Genomic DNA, 16171 nt, shown 5'->3' on the forward strand with positions numbered 1-16171 from the left:
TCTACGGCTGCTAAAAATAAGTGAAGCATTCATAAGCGGGGGACTACATAAAAACAGAGGTCGTCTGAAAACCCGAAATACGGTTTTCAGACGACCTTTTTCTTACGCTTTATGGTTTACACGAACCTTATTCGCCGTAATAGGCTTTGGTCAAGATTTCTTCCATGTCGGCGACCAATGCGAGACGCGGGTTGGCGGGGGTGCATTGGTCTTCGAAGGACAGCATTGCCAGTTCTTTGCGGCCGTCGATAAAGGTTTTTTCGTCTATGCCTTGTTCTTTGAACGACATTTTGATGCCGACGTTGACTGCCAGTTCATGACAGGCGCGGGCGAAGGATTCTACGCCTTCGGCCGGGGTGGCGCATGGCAGGCCTAAGGTACGGGCGATTTCCTGATATTTCAGGTCGGCTTTGTAGTAGTTGTACTTCGGCCAGGTGGCGGTTTTCTGCGGGCGCGTGCCGTTGTAGCGGATGACGTGCGGCAGCAGGATGGCGTTGGCGCGGCCGTGCGGAACGTGGTATTTGCCGCCGATTTTGTGCGCCATTGAGTGGTTGATGCCGAGGAATGCGTTGGAGAATGCCATGCCTGCGATGGTGGAAGCGTTGTGCATGTGTTCGCGCGCTTCGGGGTCGGATGCGCCGTGTTTGTAGGAGCGTTCGAGGTATTGGAACACAAGTTTGATGGCTTGCAGGGCGAGGCCGTCGGTAAAGTCGTTGGCGAGCACGGAAACGTATGCTTCTACGGCGTGGGTCAGTACGTCCAGACCGGTGTCGGCGGTTACGCCGGCGGGGACGGTCATGGTAAACGCGGGATCGACGATGGCGATGGTCGGGGTCAGCGAGTAGTCGGCGATGGGGTATTTTTTGTCGCCGTCGCTGATGACGGTAAACGGCGTGACTTCGGAGCCTGTGCCCGATGTGGTGGGGATGCCGATGAATTTGGCTTTGCGGCCCAACTCGGGGAAGCGGAAGGCGCGTTTGCGGATGTCCATGAATTTTTGGACGAGGTCTTCAAAATCGACTTGGGGCTGTTCGTAGAAGAGCCACATGGCTTTTGCCGCGTCCATCGGCGAGCCGCCGCCCAGCGCGATGATGGTGTCGGGCTGGAAGCTGCGCATCAAATCCGTGCCTTTATAGACGGTTTGGACACTCGGATCGGCCTCGACATCGGTGAAAAGCTGGATGGTTACTTTGTTTTTGCGTTGGTGGAGCTGGTGGGTCACTTTATCGACGAAGCCCAAATCGACCATCGAACGGTCGGTCACAATCATGACTTTTTCACAGTCTTTCATGTCTTGCAGATATTGGATGGAATCGCGCTCGGAATAGATTTTGGCGGGTACTTTGAACCATTGCATGTTGTTTCTCCGACGGCCTACTTTTTTGATGTTTAACAGGTTGACTGCGCTGACGTTGCCGCCGACGGAGTTTTTGCCGTAAGAGCCGCAGCCCAAGGTCAGGGACGGCAGGAAGGCGTTGTAAACGTCGCCGATGCCGCCGAAGGTGGAGGGCGAGTTCCAAATCACGCGCAGGGCTTTGACGCGGGTGCCGAAGGTTTTTGCCAATTCATGGTCGGCGGTATGGATGGCGGCGGAGTGTCCCAAGCCGTCGAAGGCGACCATTTGTTCGGCAAACTGCAAGCCTTGTTCGGTGGAATCTGCTTTGAGCATTGCCAGTACGGGCGAGAGTTTTTCGCGGGTCAGCGGTTCGTTGGGGCCGACTTCGCGGCATTCGGCGATGATGATGTTGGTTTTTTCAGGCACTTTAAACCCAGCCTGTTCGGCAATCCACGCCGCCGGTTTGCCCACAACGGCGGAATTGAGTTTCGCGCCGCCGCAGTTCGCGCAATTTGCCGTAACGCCGAAGATGAAGTCTTCGAGCATGGCTTTTTCTTTTTTGTTGGCGAAGTACACGCCGTAGGATTTGAACTCTTCGACCAACTCTTTATAAATCTCTTTGTCGGCGATGACGGCTTGTTCGCTGGCGCAAATCATGCCGTTGTCGAACGCCTTGGACATCACGATGTCGTGTGCCGCCTGCTGGATGTTTGCCGTTTTTTCGACATAGGCAGGTACGTTGCCCGCCCCGACGCCGAGCGCGGGTTTCCCGCAGGAATAAGCAGCTTCCACCATCGCATTGCCGCCGGTCGCCAAAATCGTCGCCACACCCGGATGCTTCATCAGCGCGGAAGTACCTTCCATAGACGGTTTTTCAATCCACTGGATACAGTTTTCCGGCGCGCCGGCGGCAATCGCGGCATCGCGCACGATTTGGGCGGCGTGGGCGGAACACTGCTGGGCGGAAGGGTGGAACGAGAAAATAATCGGATTGCGGGTTTTTAGCGCAATCAGGGATTTGAAAATGGTGGTGGAAGTCGGATTGGTGGTCGGCACGATACCGCAGACGACCCCGACCGGATCGGCGATTTCGGTAATGCCGGTTACATCGTCTTCACTGATGACGCCCACGGTTTTCAAATCGCGCAGGCGGCGCACGACGTTTTCGCAGGCAAACAGGTTTTTGGTCGCCTTATCTTCAAATACACCGCGTCCCGTTTCTTCAACCGCGTGCATGGCGAGTACACCATGTTTGTCCAGCGCGGCAATGGAGGCTTTGGCAACGATATAATCAATCTGCTCCTGATTCAGCTTGCGAAACTCGTCCAACGAGCGCAAACCCTTTTCAACCAAACTGTTGACCTCGGCTACGGCGGGGCTGACGACATTGTCGGCTGATGCGTTCATGGTGTATCTCCTTGATATAAGGTGGCAATAAAGACGATAAATTTTCACTACGATTACTATAAGTAATTTTGTTACATTTCTCTTTGACTTACATCACAAACCATGCATGCTGTTTTCAGACGACCTCTTTCAGGATTTTTCTGTTTTTAATACATTGAAATAAAATCATTTTAACGAGTTTGACAAAAGGGGCCGCCGAGTTTCCCCCTTTGCCATATCGCTATTGTTTTACCTGCTGCAATTCATATGGAAACGAAATTCGTCGGATTTTGTATCAAAATTACAAATGAATCAGACAAAGCTAAATAAAGAAAAAAGGAAAAAGGTCGTCTGAAACCTTGAAGTCAAAGTTTCAGACGACCTTTTGATGATTGGAAGAAAAATCCGTCTAGTCAATCGAATAGCCGCGAAGGTATTGCGTGCGTTCGCGCGTCATGCGGGTGTCGCATTGGAGCTTGAGGTATTCGGCATGAGCAGGGCTGTCAGCCTGGGCAGCAGCCTGTTGGCAGTTTTGGATCTTGTTCTGAATCCAGGCACGCTGTTCGGTGAGCAGTTCTTTTTGAACAGTATGTTCCATTCCGTCCCATATTCTTTGAATTTCGGAATCTGCATTGCGGTTTTGGCTGCGTGCATTGTCCAGATCGCTTTGCGAGAACGACGGCTCTTCGCGTTTCGCTTCTGTATCAGGATGCAGGATTTCGGTTTCCAATCCTGCTGCCTGCGGCACGCCCGATGCTTGGCTGGCAGCATTGTTTTCCAGAATATCTTCCGGAGAAACGACAGGCGGCTCATCGTGTTTGCTTTTTAACAACTTCATAGCATCTTCTTTGCTGACTGCCTTGCCGTCAATCATCACAATACTTTTAACACCGTAGGGCAGCAGCAGCGAGGACAGCGTGCGTGCCGTCATGGAGACAGTGTTGTCTTCCAAAACGGCGTTGCCGTCTTTATCAGGCGTATAACGTACGGAAGTTGAAAGCGTATTGTCGGCAAATTTCAAATTGCTGCCTGTCAGCTTTTGTTCCAGTATTTCGGCTAAAGTCGTTTCGCTGTAAATCAAAGGGCTATTATCTTCCGCTGCATTAAGGACATCGGCAGGAACTCGGATGCTTAAATCCGCACCGCATATGGTTTTGTTGTCTTCATCAATTTGTTGGGCATTGTTTAAGCCGATTTCCAGTTCGGAACCGGCAGCAATGACTTTGTCCGCATCGACAAATTGGCGGCTGTCGTTGCGGGCAAATGCGCGCGCTTCCTGGCGGATAATGTTTTGGATTTGTGTTTTGATGCTTTGGATGGCGGCGGGATGATTGCATTCCAAAGCCTGCTTGGGCTCATCCTTGCCGCACGCGGCCAATATCAGGACGAGCGGCAAAGCCAGCAGTTTTTTGTTCATAAATATCTCCTTGATGCGGTTGCAGACCAGACCGGACTGCTTTTCAGACGACCATCATAACAAAAGCACTTGCAGCAAGTAAATGTTGCAAGTGCTTTTTCAACGAACCGTTATAAATGCTTACTTATTTGGTGATGACATTTACAAAACCGGAAAGGATTGCCGCGTTAATCAAGTCCACGAAGAACGCGCCGACCATAGGCACAATCAAGAAGGCTTTGTGCGAAGGACCGAAGGTCTGCGTGATGGATTGCATATTGGCAACGGCGGTCGGCGTTGCGCCCAAGCCGAAGCCGCAGTGTCCTGCCGCCAAAACTGCTGCATCGTAGTCGCGCCCCATAAAAACGTAGGTGGCGAATGTCGCGTACAGAATCATCACGACGGTTTGTACGGCGAGAATGATGGTTACAGGACCCGCCAGACCGGTCAGTTCCCACAATTTCAGGTTCAAAAGCGCCATTGCAAGGAAAAGCGACAGGGAGGCATTGCCGAATACGTCGATGGCGCGGTCGAACATATTGACTTTAAACGCAGAAGTCAGAATGTTGCGGATGACGACACCGGCAAACAGACACCATACGAATTTCGGCAAGTCATACAGATATTCTTTGTCGAAGCCGTCCACAATTTCGGCAAATGCCAAACACGCTGCAAACATGGCAAGCGTTTCGACGGCGGATTCGGCGGTAATCAGGCGGGTGCGCTTCGCTTGTTCGAACACGTCGTCGGCATGTTCGTCTGAATTTGCCTTTTGTCCGCTTTGATCGATGGGTTTGCGTCCCATTTTGTTGATCAGACGGCGCGCAACCGGGCCGCCGATCAGGCCGCCGAATACCAAACCGAACGTGGCGGAAGCCATACCCAATCCGGTAGCACCGACCAAGCCGAATTTGTTTTCAAAGTCAGGACCCCATGCGCCTGCGGTACCGTGTCCGCCGGTCAGGGTAATAGAGCCGGTAATCAGACCGATAAGCGGATCCAGTCCTAAAACCTTCGCCAAGCCGACGCCGACAAAGTTCTGCACGATGATAAACGCCCCTACGACGGCGGTGAAAATCACCAACGGCAGACCGCCCGCTTTCAGGCGGGAAAAGTCCGCGCTCAAACCGATAGAAGTGAAGAAAATCAGCATGAATGCATCTTGCAGCGGTTTTTCAAATTTGAAGCTCACGCCGTAGGCTTGATGCAGTGCAAACAGGACAATCGCAGCAATCAAGCCGCCTGCCACAGGCTCGGGAATGTTGAAATCGCGCAGGAATTTGACTTTGTTTACCAAAACCTTACCAATCAACAAAACCAATGTGGCGGCAATCAACGTGTAGTAACTGTTAAATTCCCATTCCATAATTGTTTTACCTCTCAAAATCTCAAAAATGTTTTTCTTAAATCCGCTTTGCGGAATCAAACTGTTGGATATTAGGGGATGGGTTAAAGATTGTCAAAGAATAGTTAGGATTTCAGGCATTTTTATACGGAATACTAAGCAAATAAATGAAATATTTTTTTAATCATGGCATTACTTTTGACTACTTATTGATTGTTTGTGAATGGTTTATAGGTGTCAATTAAACATTGTTGACAATATATAAATCGGTTTCTAGAAAAACGTCGTTATCAAAAACAGTACTTTCTTAGTGTTCAGACGACCTTTGGCACACGTCTGTCCATCATTGCCAGGATGATACAGAAAAGTTAATATCCGTTAAATTATGGCAATCGCTGTCATACATAACAACCTACAAAGGAGCAAACTATGAACTTTCTGACTGCCGTCAGCCGGCAAATGACCCGATTCACCGCACTGATTATCGTCCTTGCCTCTATCGTCGCCTTTATCGAACCCGCTACCTTTTCATGGGTGAAAGGCGACACGCAAGTCGTCGTACTCGGCATCATTATGCTCGGCATGGGCATGACTCTAGGCAAAGAAGACTATCAAATTTTGGCTAAACGCCCGCTCGATATTTTCATCGGCGCAGTTGCCCAATACACCATTATGCCGCTGCTCGCCATCGGTATCGCCAAAGCCTTCAACCTTTCGCCCGGATTGACGCTGGGTCTGGTTTTGGTCGGTACTTGCCCGGGCGGGGTTTCGTCCAACATCATGAGTTTCCTTGCCAAAGGCGATGTTGCCTTCTCAGTCGGCATGACCACCGTCTCTACCGTCCTCGCCCCCGTTATGACGCCGCTGTGGATGACTTACCTCGTGGGACAAACCGTCGAAATGGACGGCTGGGGCATGTTCAAGTTTATGTTGCTCGTTACCCTGTTGCCTGTCGTTATCGGTTCTGCCGCTAATATGTTGCTGCACAAAAAACACTGGTTTGAAGATGTTCGCGCCATCATGCCCGCCGTTGCCGTTGCCGCCTTTGCCTGCATTGTTGGCGGTGTTGCCGCCGTCCACGGCCACCGTTTTGCCGAATCTGCCTTAGTTATGGTGCTCGCCATTGCCGCACACAATATCGGCGGCTACATCCTCGGCTATTACAGCGGCGCGCTAACCGGTATGAACACCGCCAAAAAACGTACCATCGCTATCGAAGTCGGCGTACAAAACGCCGGTCTCGCCACGGGTCTGAGCGCCAAATTCTTCCCGGGTAACGCCGAATCCGCCGTCGCCACCGCCGTCGCCTGCGTCTGGCACTCCGTATCGGGAACCGTCTTGGGCAACTTATTCGCTTGGTGGGATAGGCGTAAGCAATAAGCTGCGGTGGTAATTGAGACAATAAGAAGGTCGTCTGAAAAACAGGGTAGGGTTTCCCAACCTTGCTTTTCAGACGACCTTTAGATTTTCATATTGCCGTGGATTCGGTTCTTTCAATATCTATTGGTACGGCCCGATGGTTTGGACACCAGGTTCAAAATTTTCAGCTTAATTAGGGTATTTCCACTGAACCGGCAATTTTGCTTTTCAGACGACCTTTTTTACTCTTCTCTTTTTAAAAGTGCGAAGCCTTCCACTTTGTTCCTTGGGCGTGCGCCCTGCCAGATTTTCGTCCAGCCCGGCGGCGCATCGATATTTTTAGGCTGCTGCACCAGACGGTAGCGGCAGGCAGCATCGTCGATATGGAGTGTCAAGTCGCTGTATTGCGCCCAAGCGATACGGGCGCGGTGGTCTTCGTTGGCGATGCTGATACATTCGAGGTCGTCTGAAAGCCGTTGTTTCAGTTCGGGGGAGAGGGCGGCTTCCATTTGGAGGACGACGGGCGCGTGGCTTTTGGCGGCGTCGAGCCACGGCAGGAACAGGGTCATCAGCAATGCCCACGCCAGCGTAACGCCTGCCGCCCAGTTGGTCACTGCCTGTCTGCCGCGGATGTTTTTGCGGGTAATCGCCCACAGCCACAGCGGGGTAAACAGCAGGGCGACCGCCATCGGTATCGGGTCGACGTCAGGCGTGTAATACGGGCTGAAATAGGCGGCGCGTTCGGCGAGTTTGGCAGGCCAGCCGTAGTTCATGGCGAAGAAGCCTGTCCATAGGAAGATGGCGAAAAGACCGAACGCCATGATGCCGAACCAGTTGATAAACGCCGCCGCGCCGCGCCGCAGTCCGTCCAGTTGCGCCGCGCCGAGCAGGGCGAGCGGGGGCAGCAGCCAAACGAGGTTGTCTTGCAGGCGTTGCGGGTTGACGGTAAGAATGCTGAGGACGATGAGGAACCACGAAATGCACAATACGCTCCAGTTTTTTTCGCGGATGCGGGGGCGGCTTAACGTCCATGCGGCGAGCGGCCACGCGGGCAGCGTGAACCAGAGCAGGTTTTTCAGGTAATAGAACAGGCTGAAGGTCGTCTGAAAACCACCCAAACCACCGAATGCGCCGAGCGAGTGATGTTGCAGCCAGATGGAAAAGAGTTCGGGCTGCGTTCTGGAGAAGATGAGCGGGTAAACCGTCAACAGCGGCAGTCCGATGGCAAACGCGCCGACCAGCGTCAGGTAATAACGTTTGACGCGCCATTGCGCATCGAGCAACAGGGCGGGTGCTAAAAACATCAGCGCGGCGGTCATCAGATAGCCCGATGAAAGCGACAGCAACGCCCAGCCGCAGCCCAGTAGCAGTGAGGCGGTAATGACGCGGCGTTGCGCCAATGAAAAGCCGCACAATATCATGCCCGATGCGGCAAAGGCGGCGGAAGCGGGGTTGAGGAAGTGCGCGACCGAGAGCAGTCCGATGCTGCCGATCAGGATAAGGACGACGCTGCGTCCGTGGTGTCTGCCCAAAAAGTTGAATCCGGCAAAACCGCAGGCGGTCAGTCCGATAATCGTAAAGAAAACGCCCGCAAAACGCGCGGCATCATAAGCGTCCGCCGCCCAAGGCGACAATAGGTGCTTGAACGCCGCCGCCACCCACAAATAGACGGGTGGAATCTGAAAATCCGGCTGTCCCAACACATGGGCAACCAACGGCGTCGCGCCTGCGTCTAAGGCTTCGACGGCGGTAAAGACGGTGGGTTCGGCGGGATTCCACAAGTCGTGCGAAAACACGCCCGGCCACAGCCAGGCAAATGCCATCAGCAGCAAGAGCCAGGGTTTTTCATGGGTTTTGGCAGGTTGTCGCGAATCGGGCGAGGTGTAAGTGAGCATAGCTTTGAGGGGGTTGAATGTATTTTCGTGTAGTTTAGCAAAGATTCGGCGGTAGGTCGTCTGAAAGGAGGGGTTTGGTTTTTAATCTGGCGAAAATGCATTTTCAGACGACGTATAAAGCAAAAAAGACTGCATAAAATGCAGTCTTTTTATTTCAGTAGAGCGGCGATTAGCGTTTGAACAGATTGCCGAATTTGTTGTTGAATTTGTCCACGCGACCGGTGGTGTCGACGATTTTTTGAGTGCCGGTGTAGAACGGGTGGCACAAAGAGCAAACCTCGATGTTGAAGTTGTCTTTTTCCAGCGCGGATTTGGTGACGAATTTGTTACCGCAAGAGCAGGTAACGTTGATTTCGTGGTAATTAGGGTGGATACCTTGTTTCATTTTGTTTCCTTTCGGTTAAGCGGGCATAGGGGATGTACCTATGCTTCAGACAAGAGTCGGATTCTCGCTGTTTTTTTCTGTTCCGTCAAGAGGATATTGCCCGAGAGAGGTTGGTCGGCGTTGCTTTTGTGTTCTTGAAATGATGATTGGGATAATAAGATACTGAATTATTTATCATATTGTTTATTTTGGTAATTTTTTGAGAATTTTTGCTTTATTCTTGAACTTTGTGCAAAATAGGGGTCTGATGACAATATATTTGAAATGAGGAACCGTATAGGGATGAAGGCAAGAGTAAATGGTTTGATTCTGCGAGTAATCGGCGGTTTACTGCCGCCGTCTTATTGCAGCGTTTTGGGTACGCCTGCTAAAAAAGTCCGTGGTTTTTTGGCAAAGAGAGTGTCGCCGCATATCGGCAAAAACGTCAATATTGAAAAAGGTGCGTATGTCATGCCGGATACGGTGATCGGTGATAACTCGGGGGTCGGTGTCAATTGCGAAATATGCTACGGTCTGACGATAGGAAATAATGTCATGATGGGGCCGGAATGTTTGTTTTATTCCAATAATCACAAGTTTAATCGTGAGACTTTGAAATATGAGGGCTATACGGAAATCAATCCGATTGTGATTGAGGATGATGTTTGGATCGGACGGCGCGCGATTATTATGGGCGGGGTCCGGGTAGGTAAAGGGGCAGTCATCGGCGCAGGGGCTGTGGTAACCAAAGATGTGCCGCCGTATTGCGTCGCCGCTGGGAATCCTGCGGTTATCAAGAAGAACCTGATAGAAGATTAAGTACACACATCACGGTTTCCAACCAAATATATATAAAGGTCGTCTGAAAATGTTTTCAGACGACCTTTTTTCGTATCAAAGCAAATTAGCCGCGCCGCCAAGTCGTACCGCCGGCGTTGTCTTCCAGAATGATTTTGTGTTCGTTCAGAAGGTCGCGGATGCGGTCGGACTCTGCCCAGTTTTTATCGGCGCGAGCCTGTTTGCGTCGGGCAATTAAGTCTTCGATTTCTTCGTTGGAGAGGCCGTCTGAAACCGCACCGCCTTGCAGAAACTCGGTCGGATCGCGTTGCAGCAGGCCGATGATACCGCCCAAGGCTTTCAGGCAGCCGGCGAGGTGTACATCATTGGTTTTGTTCACTTCGCCTGCCAGTTCAAACAACACGGCAACGGCTTCGACCGTACCGAAATCGTCGTTCATGGCGGCGTAGAAGCGGCGGGTGTAGTCATTGGCGTTTTCGGACAATTCGAACGCGGCGGCAGGGGTGTTTTTCAAGGTGGTGTACAGGCGTGTCAGTGCGCCTTTTGCGTCGTCTAAATGCGCGTCGGAGTAGTTCAGCGGGCTGCGATAGTGGGCGCGCAGGATGAAGAAGCGCACGACTTCCGGGTCGTATTGTTTCAACACTTCGCGGATGGTGAAGAAGTTGCCCAGCGATTTGGACATTTTTTCGCCGTCCACGCGGATAAAGCCATTGTGCAGCCAGTATTTGACGTGGCTGGCAATGCTTTGCCCGTGGTGGGTTTGCGCGTGGTCATGGCCGCAGGTATGCCCTGTCGCGCCGACACTTTGGGCAATTTCGTTTTCGTGGTGCGGGAACTGCAAATCCGCGCCGCCGCCGTGAATATCGAAAGTATCGCCGAACAGGTCTTCGCTCATGGCGGAGCATTCGATATGCCAACCCGGACGGCCGTTGCCCCACGGGCTTTCCCATGCCGGCTCGCCTGCTTTGGCCGCTTTCCACAACACAAAATCAAGCGGATCGCGTTTGAAACCGTCCACTTCCACGCGCTCGCCTGCGCGCAGATCGTCCAACGATTTGCCCGATAATTGCCCGTAAGCGGAAAACTCGCGCACGGCGTAGTAAACGTCGCCGTTTGCGGCAGGGTATGCCTTGCCGTTTTGAATCAGGGTTTCAATCATGGCAATCATTTGCGGAATGTTTTCCGTCGCCTTCGGCTCGATGTCGGGACGCAACACGCCCAGTGCATCGGCATCTTCGTGCATAGCCTGAATGAAACGCGCGGTCAGTTCGCCGATGGTTTCGCCGTTTTCAGCCGCACGAGCGATGATTTTGTCGTCAATATCGGTGATGTTGCGCACATAAGTGAGCGGATAACCGCACTCGCGCAGCCAGCGGGCAATCATGTCAAACACCACCATCACGCGGGCATGGCCTAAATGGCAATAATCGTAAACAGTCATGCCGCAAACGTACATACGCACGTTTTTAGGGTCGATGGGGGTGAAGGGTTCTTTTTGGCGGGTCAGGGTGTTGTAGATGGTGGTCATGGGTTTTCACTAAGAGGTGTCGTTAGTATATGAGATCGTCTGAAAAGACGTGAGATAACTATTTATGATGTGAATAAAATATAACTTAATGATTTCAGAATGGGTTTATAGTCATTTTGTGTATTTCGTTTGTTTCTCACTCAGTCTTTTGTGCTCAGTCAAATTAGAAATTGCAGGATAATCTTGCATACTCATATTCAGATTCTCCGTATTTCAAGTTCAATACTAAATGCATCTTTTAAATCAATGCCTCTTTGCTGCGCTTGTTCAGCAGTGATGCCGGCTGCAGGAAGCCCAGTTTCACTATCAAACCAAGTGGCAATTGGATAATCCGCTTTCCTGTGGTAATAAACCAATTTTGCTGTTGCACCTTTTTTTGTCAGATTTTTCCATACGGTATCGTCAATATTTGCTGAAAAATAGGTACTTTTTTTATTGTTATCAGCTTTGAATCCTAAAGAGATGCCAATGTTTTCCCACAAACACACTCCCTGACCAAAATAGTCTTCATTCAAAGGCCTGTCGGTATAAAATTCCCCTTGATAAACTGTATCGCTGATTTTTTTTAAGGTAAATTCAGGTTGGTAAACTGCATACGCGGTTGCGCCAGCTGCACGGTTGGTGGTAATCATACAATTCTTTGCATCATAGTTTTCTACCAGTCTGGAAATTTCAAATTTTCCTGGTGCATTTTTAAACGTAACCGTCAATTCGTATTTTTGATGCTTTTTCGGATTCTCCGTTACAACAGGGTCACTTTCTGCTTTGGGCAGTCCGTGAAAGTCATAAGCTGAATCAAACATTTTTCCATCCTCCAAGTTGCAGGCTGATAGCAGAATTGCTGAGCCTATTAAGGTTAATACTTTTTTCATTCCAAAATCCTTTCTGGGTTCGTAATTTTATTAAAAAATTACATCTTCGGATAGTCTAAACCAAATTTAGACTACTAAAAAAATTATTCAGCCTTAAGAATTTCCGTATTTGTTTTAGGTTGTTTTTCTGCTGTTTCTATTTCAACCTGCTCCGCTTCTGCTTTCTCGGCTTCAATGCGTTTTTTCTCAGTCAGGTATTGGTTGATTTGGTGTACCAATTCCTGCGTGCCTTGGTGGGTCAGCGCGCTGATTTGGAAGAGACGCGGGGTTTCCATGTCGAATTGGAAGCGGTCATCTGGTTTGGGGTAATCCCAGCCGATGGCTTCGAGGAAGGCGGCGGTGCGTGCTTGGGCTTCTTCTTCGTCGAGCATGTCGAGTTTGTTCAGCACGAGCCAGCGTGGTTTATCGTAGAGTTCTTCGTCGTATTTGCGCAGTTCGTTGATGATGGCGAGGGCTTCTTCGGCGGGGTTGACGGTTTCGTCGAAGGGCGCCAAATCGACGACGTGCAGCAGCAGGCCGGTACGTGATAAGTGTTTGAGGAAACGATGGCCGAGGCCTGCGCCTTCTGCCGCGCCTTCAATCAGGCCGGGGATGTCTGCCATGACGAAGCTGTGGTTTTCGTCGATGCGCACGACGCCTAAATTCGGATGCAGGGTGGTGAAGGGGTAGTTGGCGATTTTGGGGCGCGCGGCGGATACGGCGGTAATCAGGGTGGATTTACCGGCGTTGGGCATGCCTAATAAGCCGACATCGGCGAGGACTTTGAGTTCGAGTTGCAGGGAACGGGTTTCTCCTTCTTCTCCGGGCGTGGATTGTTTGGGGGCGCGGTTGACGGACGATTTGAAGTGGATATTGCCCAAACCGCCTTTGCCGCCTTTGGCGAGACAGACGCGCTGGCCGTGGTGGGTGAGGTCGGCGACGATTTCGTCGGTGTCGAGGTCGCGGATAAGGGTGCCGACGGGCATTTTGAGGACGATGTCGTCCGCCCCTGCGCCGTAGCGGTCGGAGCCGTGGCCTTTTTCGCCGTTTTTGGCTTGGTAGCGTTTGACGAAGCGGTATTCAACGAGGGTGTTGGTGTTTTCGTCGGCTTCTGCCCAGACGCTGCCGCCTTTGCCGCCGTCGCCGCCGTCGGGGCCGCCGCGCGGTACGAATTTTTCGCGGCGGAAACTGGTTGCGCCATTACCGCCTTTGCCTGCGGCGACTTCGATTTTTGCTTCGTCGATGAATTTCATGGTGTTCTCTTGTATTTTGGGTTTCAGACGACCTTTTGTGCGGAGGTCGTCTGAAAAAATGGGAATGGGGGATATTATAAGGGATATGGGGGATGTGCGCCCGTTTCTCTGTCCCGCTTGTTTTTTTGCCTGATGTTTTGTGAAAACAGCCGTCCTGAAATCGCGGTTTCGGACGGCTGTTTGCTTTTTTGGGATTATTTGGCAGTTTTTTGTTCTTCGCGTACTCTGTCTGCAAGCAGGTCTATGGTTTTCATACCTGATTCCCAGTCAGCAAATTCGACTTTGTATTTGCCACCGACAATGACGGTAGGCGTGCCGTCAATTTTGTAGGTGTTGGTCAGCTCTGCCATTTTGTCTGCGCGGGTTTGGCTTTCGGGGGATTCGTAGGCGGCGAGGACTTTTTTGCCGTCAAAAGCGGTTTGCTCGTTCAACCATTTTTTGAGAGTTTCAGGGTCTTGCAGTTTGACTTTCTGATTAACCATAGCATCAAAGATATGGCTGTTTGCAATGTCTTTGGTGTCTGCGACCGCCATATCGACGGCGGCAGCAAGGCGCGCCAACGGTTTCATCTCATCGCCCCAAACAACGTGTTCAGTACGAAGGTAGGTGTCGTCTTTGAAGGTTTTGACGTGTTTGCTCAAAACGGGCTCGAGGTGGGCGCAGTGCGGACAGAAGTAGCCGAAAAATTCGAGGACTTCGACTTTGCCTGCCTGCTGTTGGGGAATAGGCGTGCTGAGAGTGGTGTAGTTAAGCCCTTCAACCAAAGCGACAGGCGCAGCGGAGGCTGCTGAAGCCGCAGGCGCACTGTCGGCAGGAACGCTGGTTTGGACTTTGTTGTCGCAGGCGGTCAGGGCCAGCAGAGCAGCAGCGAGGGTAAGGGTTTTCAGTTTCATGTTTACTCCGTGATAGTTTGGTTAAATGGGAGATTTTATTGCATTTTGGCGGTTTGATATATGGTTTGATGTGAAAAAGACAGTTTCATGTAGGGAAATGATGGTGTTGAAAGAGGTCGTCTGAAAAAGTGTTCTGTTCGATTCTGTCGTACAATACGCGCTTTCAGACGACGTCTGGACTTTTGAAGGAATAAAACGGATGAATTTGTTAGGGGCTTTGGCCAAGGTCGGTAGCTTAACGATGGTGTCGCGCATACTTGGATTTGTGCGCGATACGGTAATTGCCCGAGCGTTTGGTGCAGGTATGGCGACCGACGCATTTTTTGTGGCGTTCAAACTGCCGAACCTGTTGCGCCGCGTATTTGCGGAAGGGGCGTTTGCTCAGGCTTTTGTGCCGATTTTGGCGGAATATAAGGAAACGCGTTCGAAAGAAGCGACGGAGGCGTTTATCCGCCATGTGGCGGGGATGCTGTCGTTTGTCCTGGTTATCGTTACCGCGCTGGGTATTCTTGCCGCGCCTTGGGTGATTTGGGCTTCCGCGCCCGGCTTTGCCAAGGATGCGGACAAATTCCAGCTTTCTATCGATTTGCTGCGGATTACGTTTCCTTATATCTTATTGATTTCGTTGTCTTCTTTTGTTGGTTCGATACTGAATTCTTATCATAAGTTCAGCATTCCCGCGTTTACGCCGACGTTTTTGAATATTTCTTTTATCGTCTTTTCGCTGTATTTCATACCGTATTTTGATCCGCCCGTTACCGCGTTGGCTTGGGCAGTTTTTGTCGGCGGGATTTTGCAGCTCGGTTTCCAACTGCCTTGGCTGGCGAAACTGGGTTTTTTGAAACTGCCTAAGCTGAATTTTCAAGATAGGGCGGTCAACCGCGTGATGAAACAGATGGCGCCTGCGATTTTGGGCGTGAGCGTGGCGCAGATTTCTTTGGTGATCAACACGATTTTCGCTTCTTATCTGCAATCGGGCAGCGTTTCGTGGATGTATTACGCCGACCGCCTGATGGAGCTGCCCAGCGGCGTTTTGGGTGCGGCGCTCGGTACGATTTTGCTGCCGACTTTGTCCAAGCATGCAGCCAATCAGAATACAGAGCAGTTTTCCGGACTGCTCGACTGGGGTTTGCGCCTGTGTATGCTGCTGACCCTGCCGGCAGCGGTCGGGTTGGCGGTATTGTCGTTCCCGCTGGTGGCGACGCTGTTTATGTACCGCGAATTTACGCTGTTTGACGCGCAGATGACGCAACATGCGCTGATTGCCTATTCTTTCGGTTTAATCGGCTTAATCATGATTAAAGTGTTGGCACCCGGTTTCTATGCACGGCAAAACATTAAAACGCCCGTCAAAATCGCCATCTTTACGCTCGTCTGCACACAGTTGATGAACCTCGCCTTTATCAGTTCTCTGAAACACGTCGGGCTTTCGCTTGCCATCGGCCTAGGCGCGTGTATCAATGCGGGATTGCTGTTTTATCTGTTACGCAAACACGGTATTTACCGACCGGGTAAAGGGTGGGGGAGTTTCCTGGGTAAAATGCTGCTGTCGCTTGTCGTGATGGGCAGCGGGCTGTGGGCGGCGCAGGCTTACCTGCCGTTTGAGTGGGTGCATGTCGGCGGTTTGCGCAAAGCAGGGCAGTTGTGCATCCTGATTGCGATAGGCGGCGGTTTATATTTTGTTTCGCTGGCCGCGTTGGGTTTCAGACCGAGAGATTTCAAACGGGTGGAAACGCATTAAATCGGAAGTATGGGGAAGGTCGTCTG

Annotated in this window: 12 protein-coding genes; 3 read left to right on the plus strand and 9 right to left on the minus strand. The window is 51.3% G+C overall.

Annotation, left to right across the window (positions count from 1 at the left end; all coding sequences use genetic code 11):
- Nucleotides 1-127: 127 nt before the first annotated feature.
- The 3 genes from adhE to gltS all read right to left on the minus strand — a co-directional run bounded on the left by adhE (nt 128) and on the right by gltS (nt 5484).
- Nucleotides 128-2743 carry a bifunctional acetaldehyde-CoA/alcohol dehydrogenase gene (gene adhE, locus HMPREF2954_RS01000; RefSeq protein ID WP_070688964.1) on the minus strand — a complete coding sequence of 872 codons (2616 nt, stop codon included), beginning with the start codon at nt 2741-2743 and terminating at the stop codon, nt 128-130.
- A 388-nt stretch (nt 2744-3131) separates the two neighbouring features.
- On the minus strand, nt 3132-4139 hold the full coding sequence (locus HMPREF2954_RS01005) for a lysozyme inhibitor LprI family protein (protein WP_045072186.1): 1008 nt from the start codon (nt 4137-4139) through the stop codon (nt 3132-3134).
- A 124-nt stretch (nt 4140-4263) separates the two neighbouring features.
- A complete protein-coding gene (gene gltS, locus HMPREF2954_RS01010; RefSeq protein WP_045072184.1) occupies nt 4264-5484 on the minus strand; it encodes a sodium/glutamate symporter in 1221 nt (406 codons plus the stop codon).
- Between the two features lie 408 nt (nt 5485-5892).
- On the opposite strand from gltS, the gene HMPREF2954_RS01015 reads away from it, so the two are divergent.
- Entirely contained in the window at nt 5893-6843 is a 951-nt protein-coding gene (locus HMPREF2954_RS01015; RefSeq protein WP_009312770.1) for a bile acid:sodium symporter family protein, read from the plus strand.
- A 221-nt stretch (nt 6844-7064) separates the two neighbouring features.
- Here HMPREF2954_RS01015 and HMPREF2954_RS01020 read toward each other — a convergent pair whose 3' ends face one another.
- Nucleotides 7065-8717, minus strand: a complete 1653-nt coding sequence (locus tag HMPREF2954_RS01020; RefSeq protein WP_070688965.1) for an ArnT family glycosyltransferase — start codon at nt 8715-8717, stop codon at nt 7065-7067.
- 169 nt (nt 8718-8886) lie between these two features.
- The gene (rpmE, locus tag HMPREF2954_RS01025; protein ID WP_003741450.1) at nt 8887-9102 is read right to left on the minus strand and encodes a 50S ribosomal protein L31; all 216 of its coding nucleotides are present in this window, start codon (nt 9100-9102) and stop codon (nt 8887-8889) included.
- Between the two features lie 282 nt (nt 9103-9384).
- On the opposite strand from rpmE, the gene HMPREF2954_RS01030 reads away from it, so the two are divergent.
- On the plus strand, nt 9385-9900 hold the full coding sequence (locus HMPREF2954_RS01030) for an acyltransferase (RefSeq protein ID WP_045072178.1): 516 nt from the start codon (nt 9385-9387) through the stop codon (nt 9898-9900).
- A gap of 85 nt (nt 9901-9985) precedes the next feature.
- Here HMPREF2954_RS01030 and cysS read toward each other — a convergent pair whose 3' ends face one another.
- The 4 genes from cysS to HMPREF2954_RS01050 all read right to left on the minus strand — a co-directional run bounded on the left by cysS (nt 9986) and on the right by HMPREF2954_RS01050 (nt 14404).
- A complete protein-coding gene (cysS, locus tag HMPREF2954_RS01035) occupies nt 9986-11407 on the minus strand; it encodes a cysteine--tRNA ligase (RefSeq protein ID WP_070688966.1) in 1422 nt (473 codons plus the stop codon).
- Between the two features lie 197 nt (nt 11408-11604).
- Nucleotides 11605-12279, minus strand: coding sequence for a hypothetical protein (locus HMPREF2954_RS01040; RefSeq protein WP_070688967.1), 675 nt, complete (start codon nt 12277-12279; stop codon nt 11605-11607).
- Nucleotides 12280-12362: 83 nt separating this feature from the next.
- Nucleotides 12363-13511, minus strand: coding sequence for a GTPase ObgE (gene obgE / locus HMPREF2954_RS01045; RefSeq protein ID WP_045072176.1), 1149 nt, complete (start codon nt 13509-13511; stop codon nt 12363-12365).
- Between the two features lie 194 nt (nt 13512-13705).
- Nucleotides 13706-14404, minus strand: a complete 699-nt coding sequence (locus tag HMPREF2954_RS01050; RefSeq protein WP_003760389.1) for a thiol:disulfide interchange protein DsbA/DsbL — start codon at nt 14402-14404, stop codon at nt 13706-13708.
- Between the two features lie 199 nt (nt 14405-14603).
- Between HMPREF2954_RS01050 and murJ the strand changes: the two genes are divergently transcribed.
- Nucleotides 14604-16145: a murein biosynthesis integral membrane protein MurJ gene (gene murJ / locus HMPREF2954_RS01055; RefSeq protein WP_045072173.1), complete on the plus strand. Its 1542-nt coding sequence runs from the start codon at nt 14604-14606 to the stop codon at nt 16143-16145.
- Nucleotides 16146-16171 lie beyond the last annotated feature (26 nt).

The sequence above is a fragment of the Neisseria sp. HMSC067H09 genome (assembly GCF_001814135.1).
Taxonomy (GTDB): Bacteria; Pseudomonadota; Gammaproteobacteria; order Burkholderiales; family Neisseriaceae; genus Neisseria.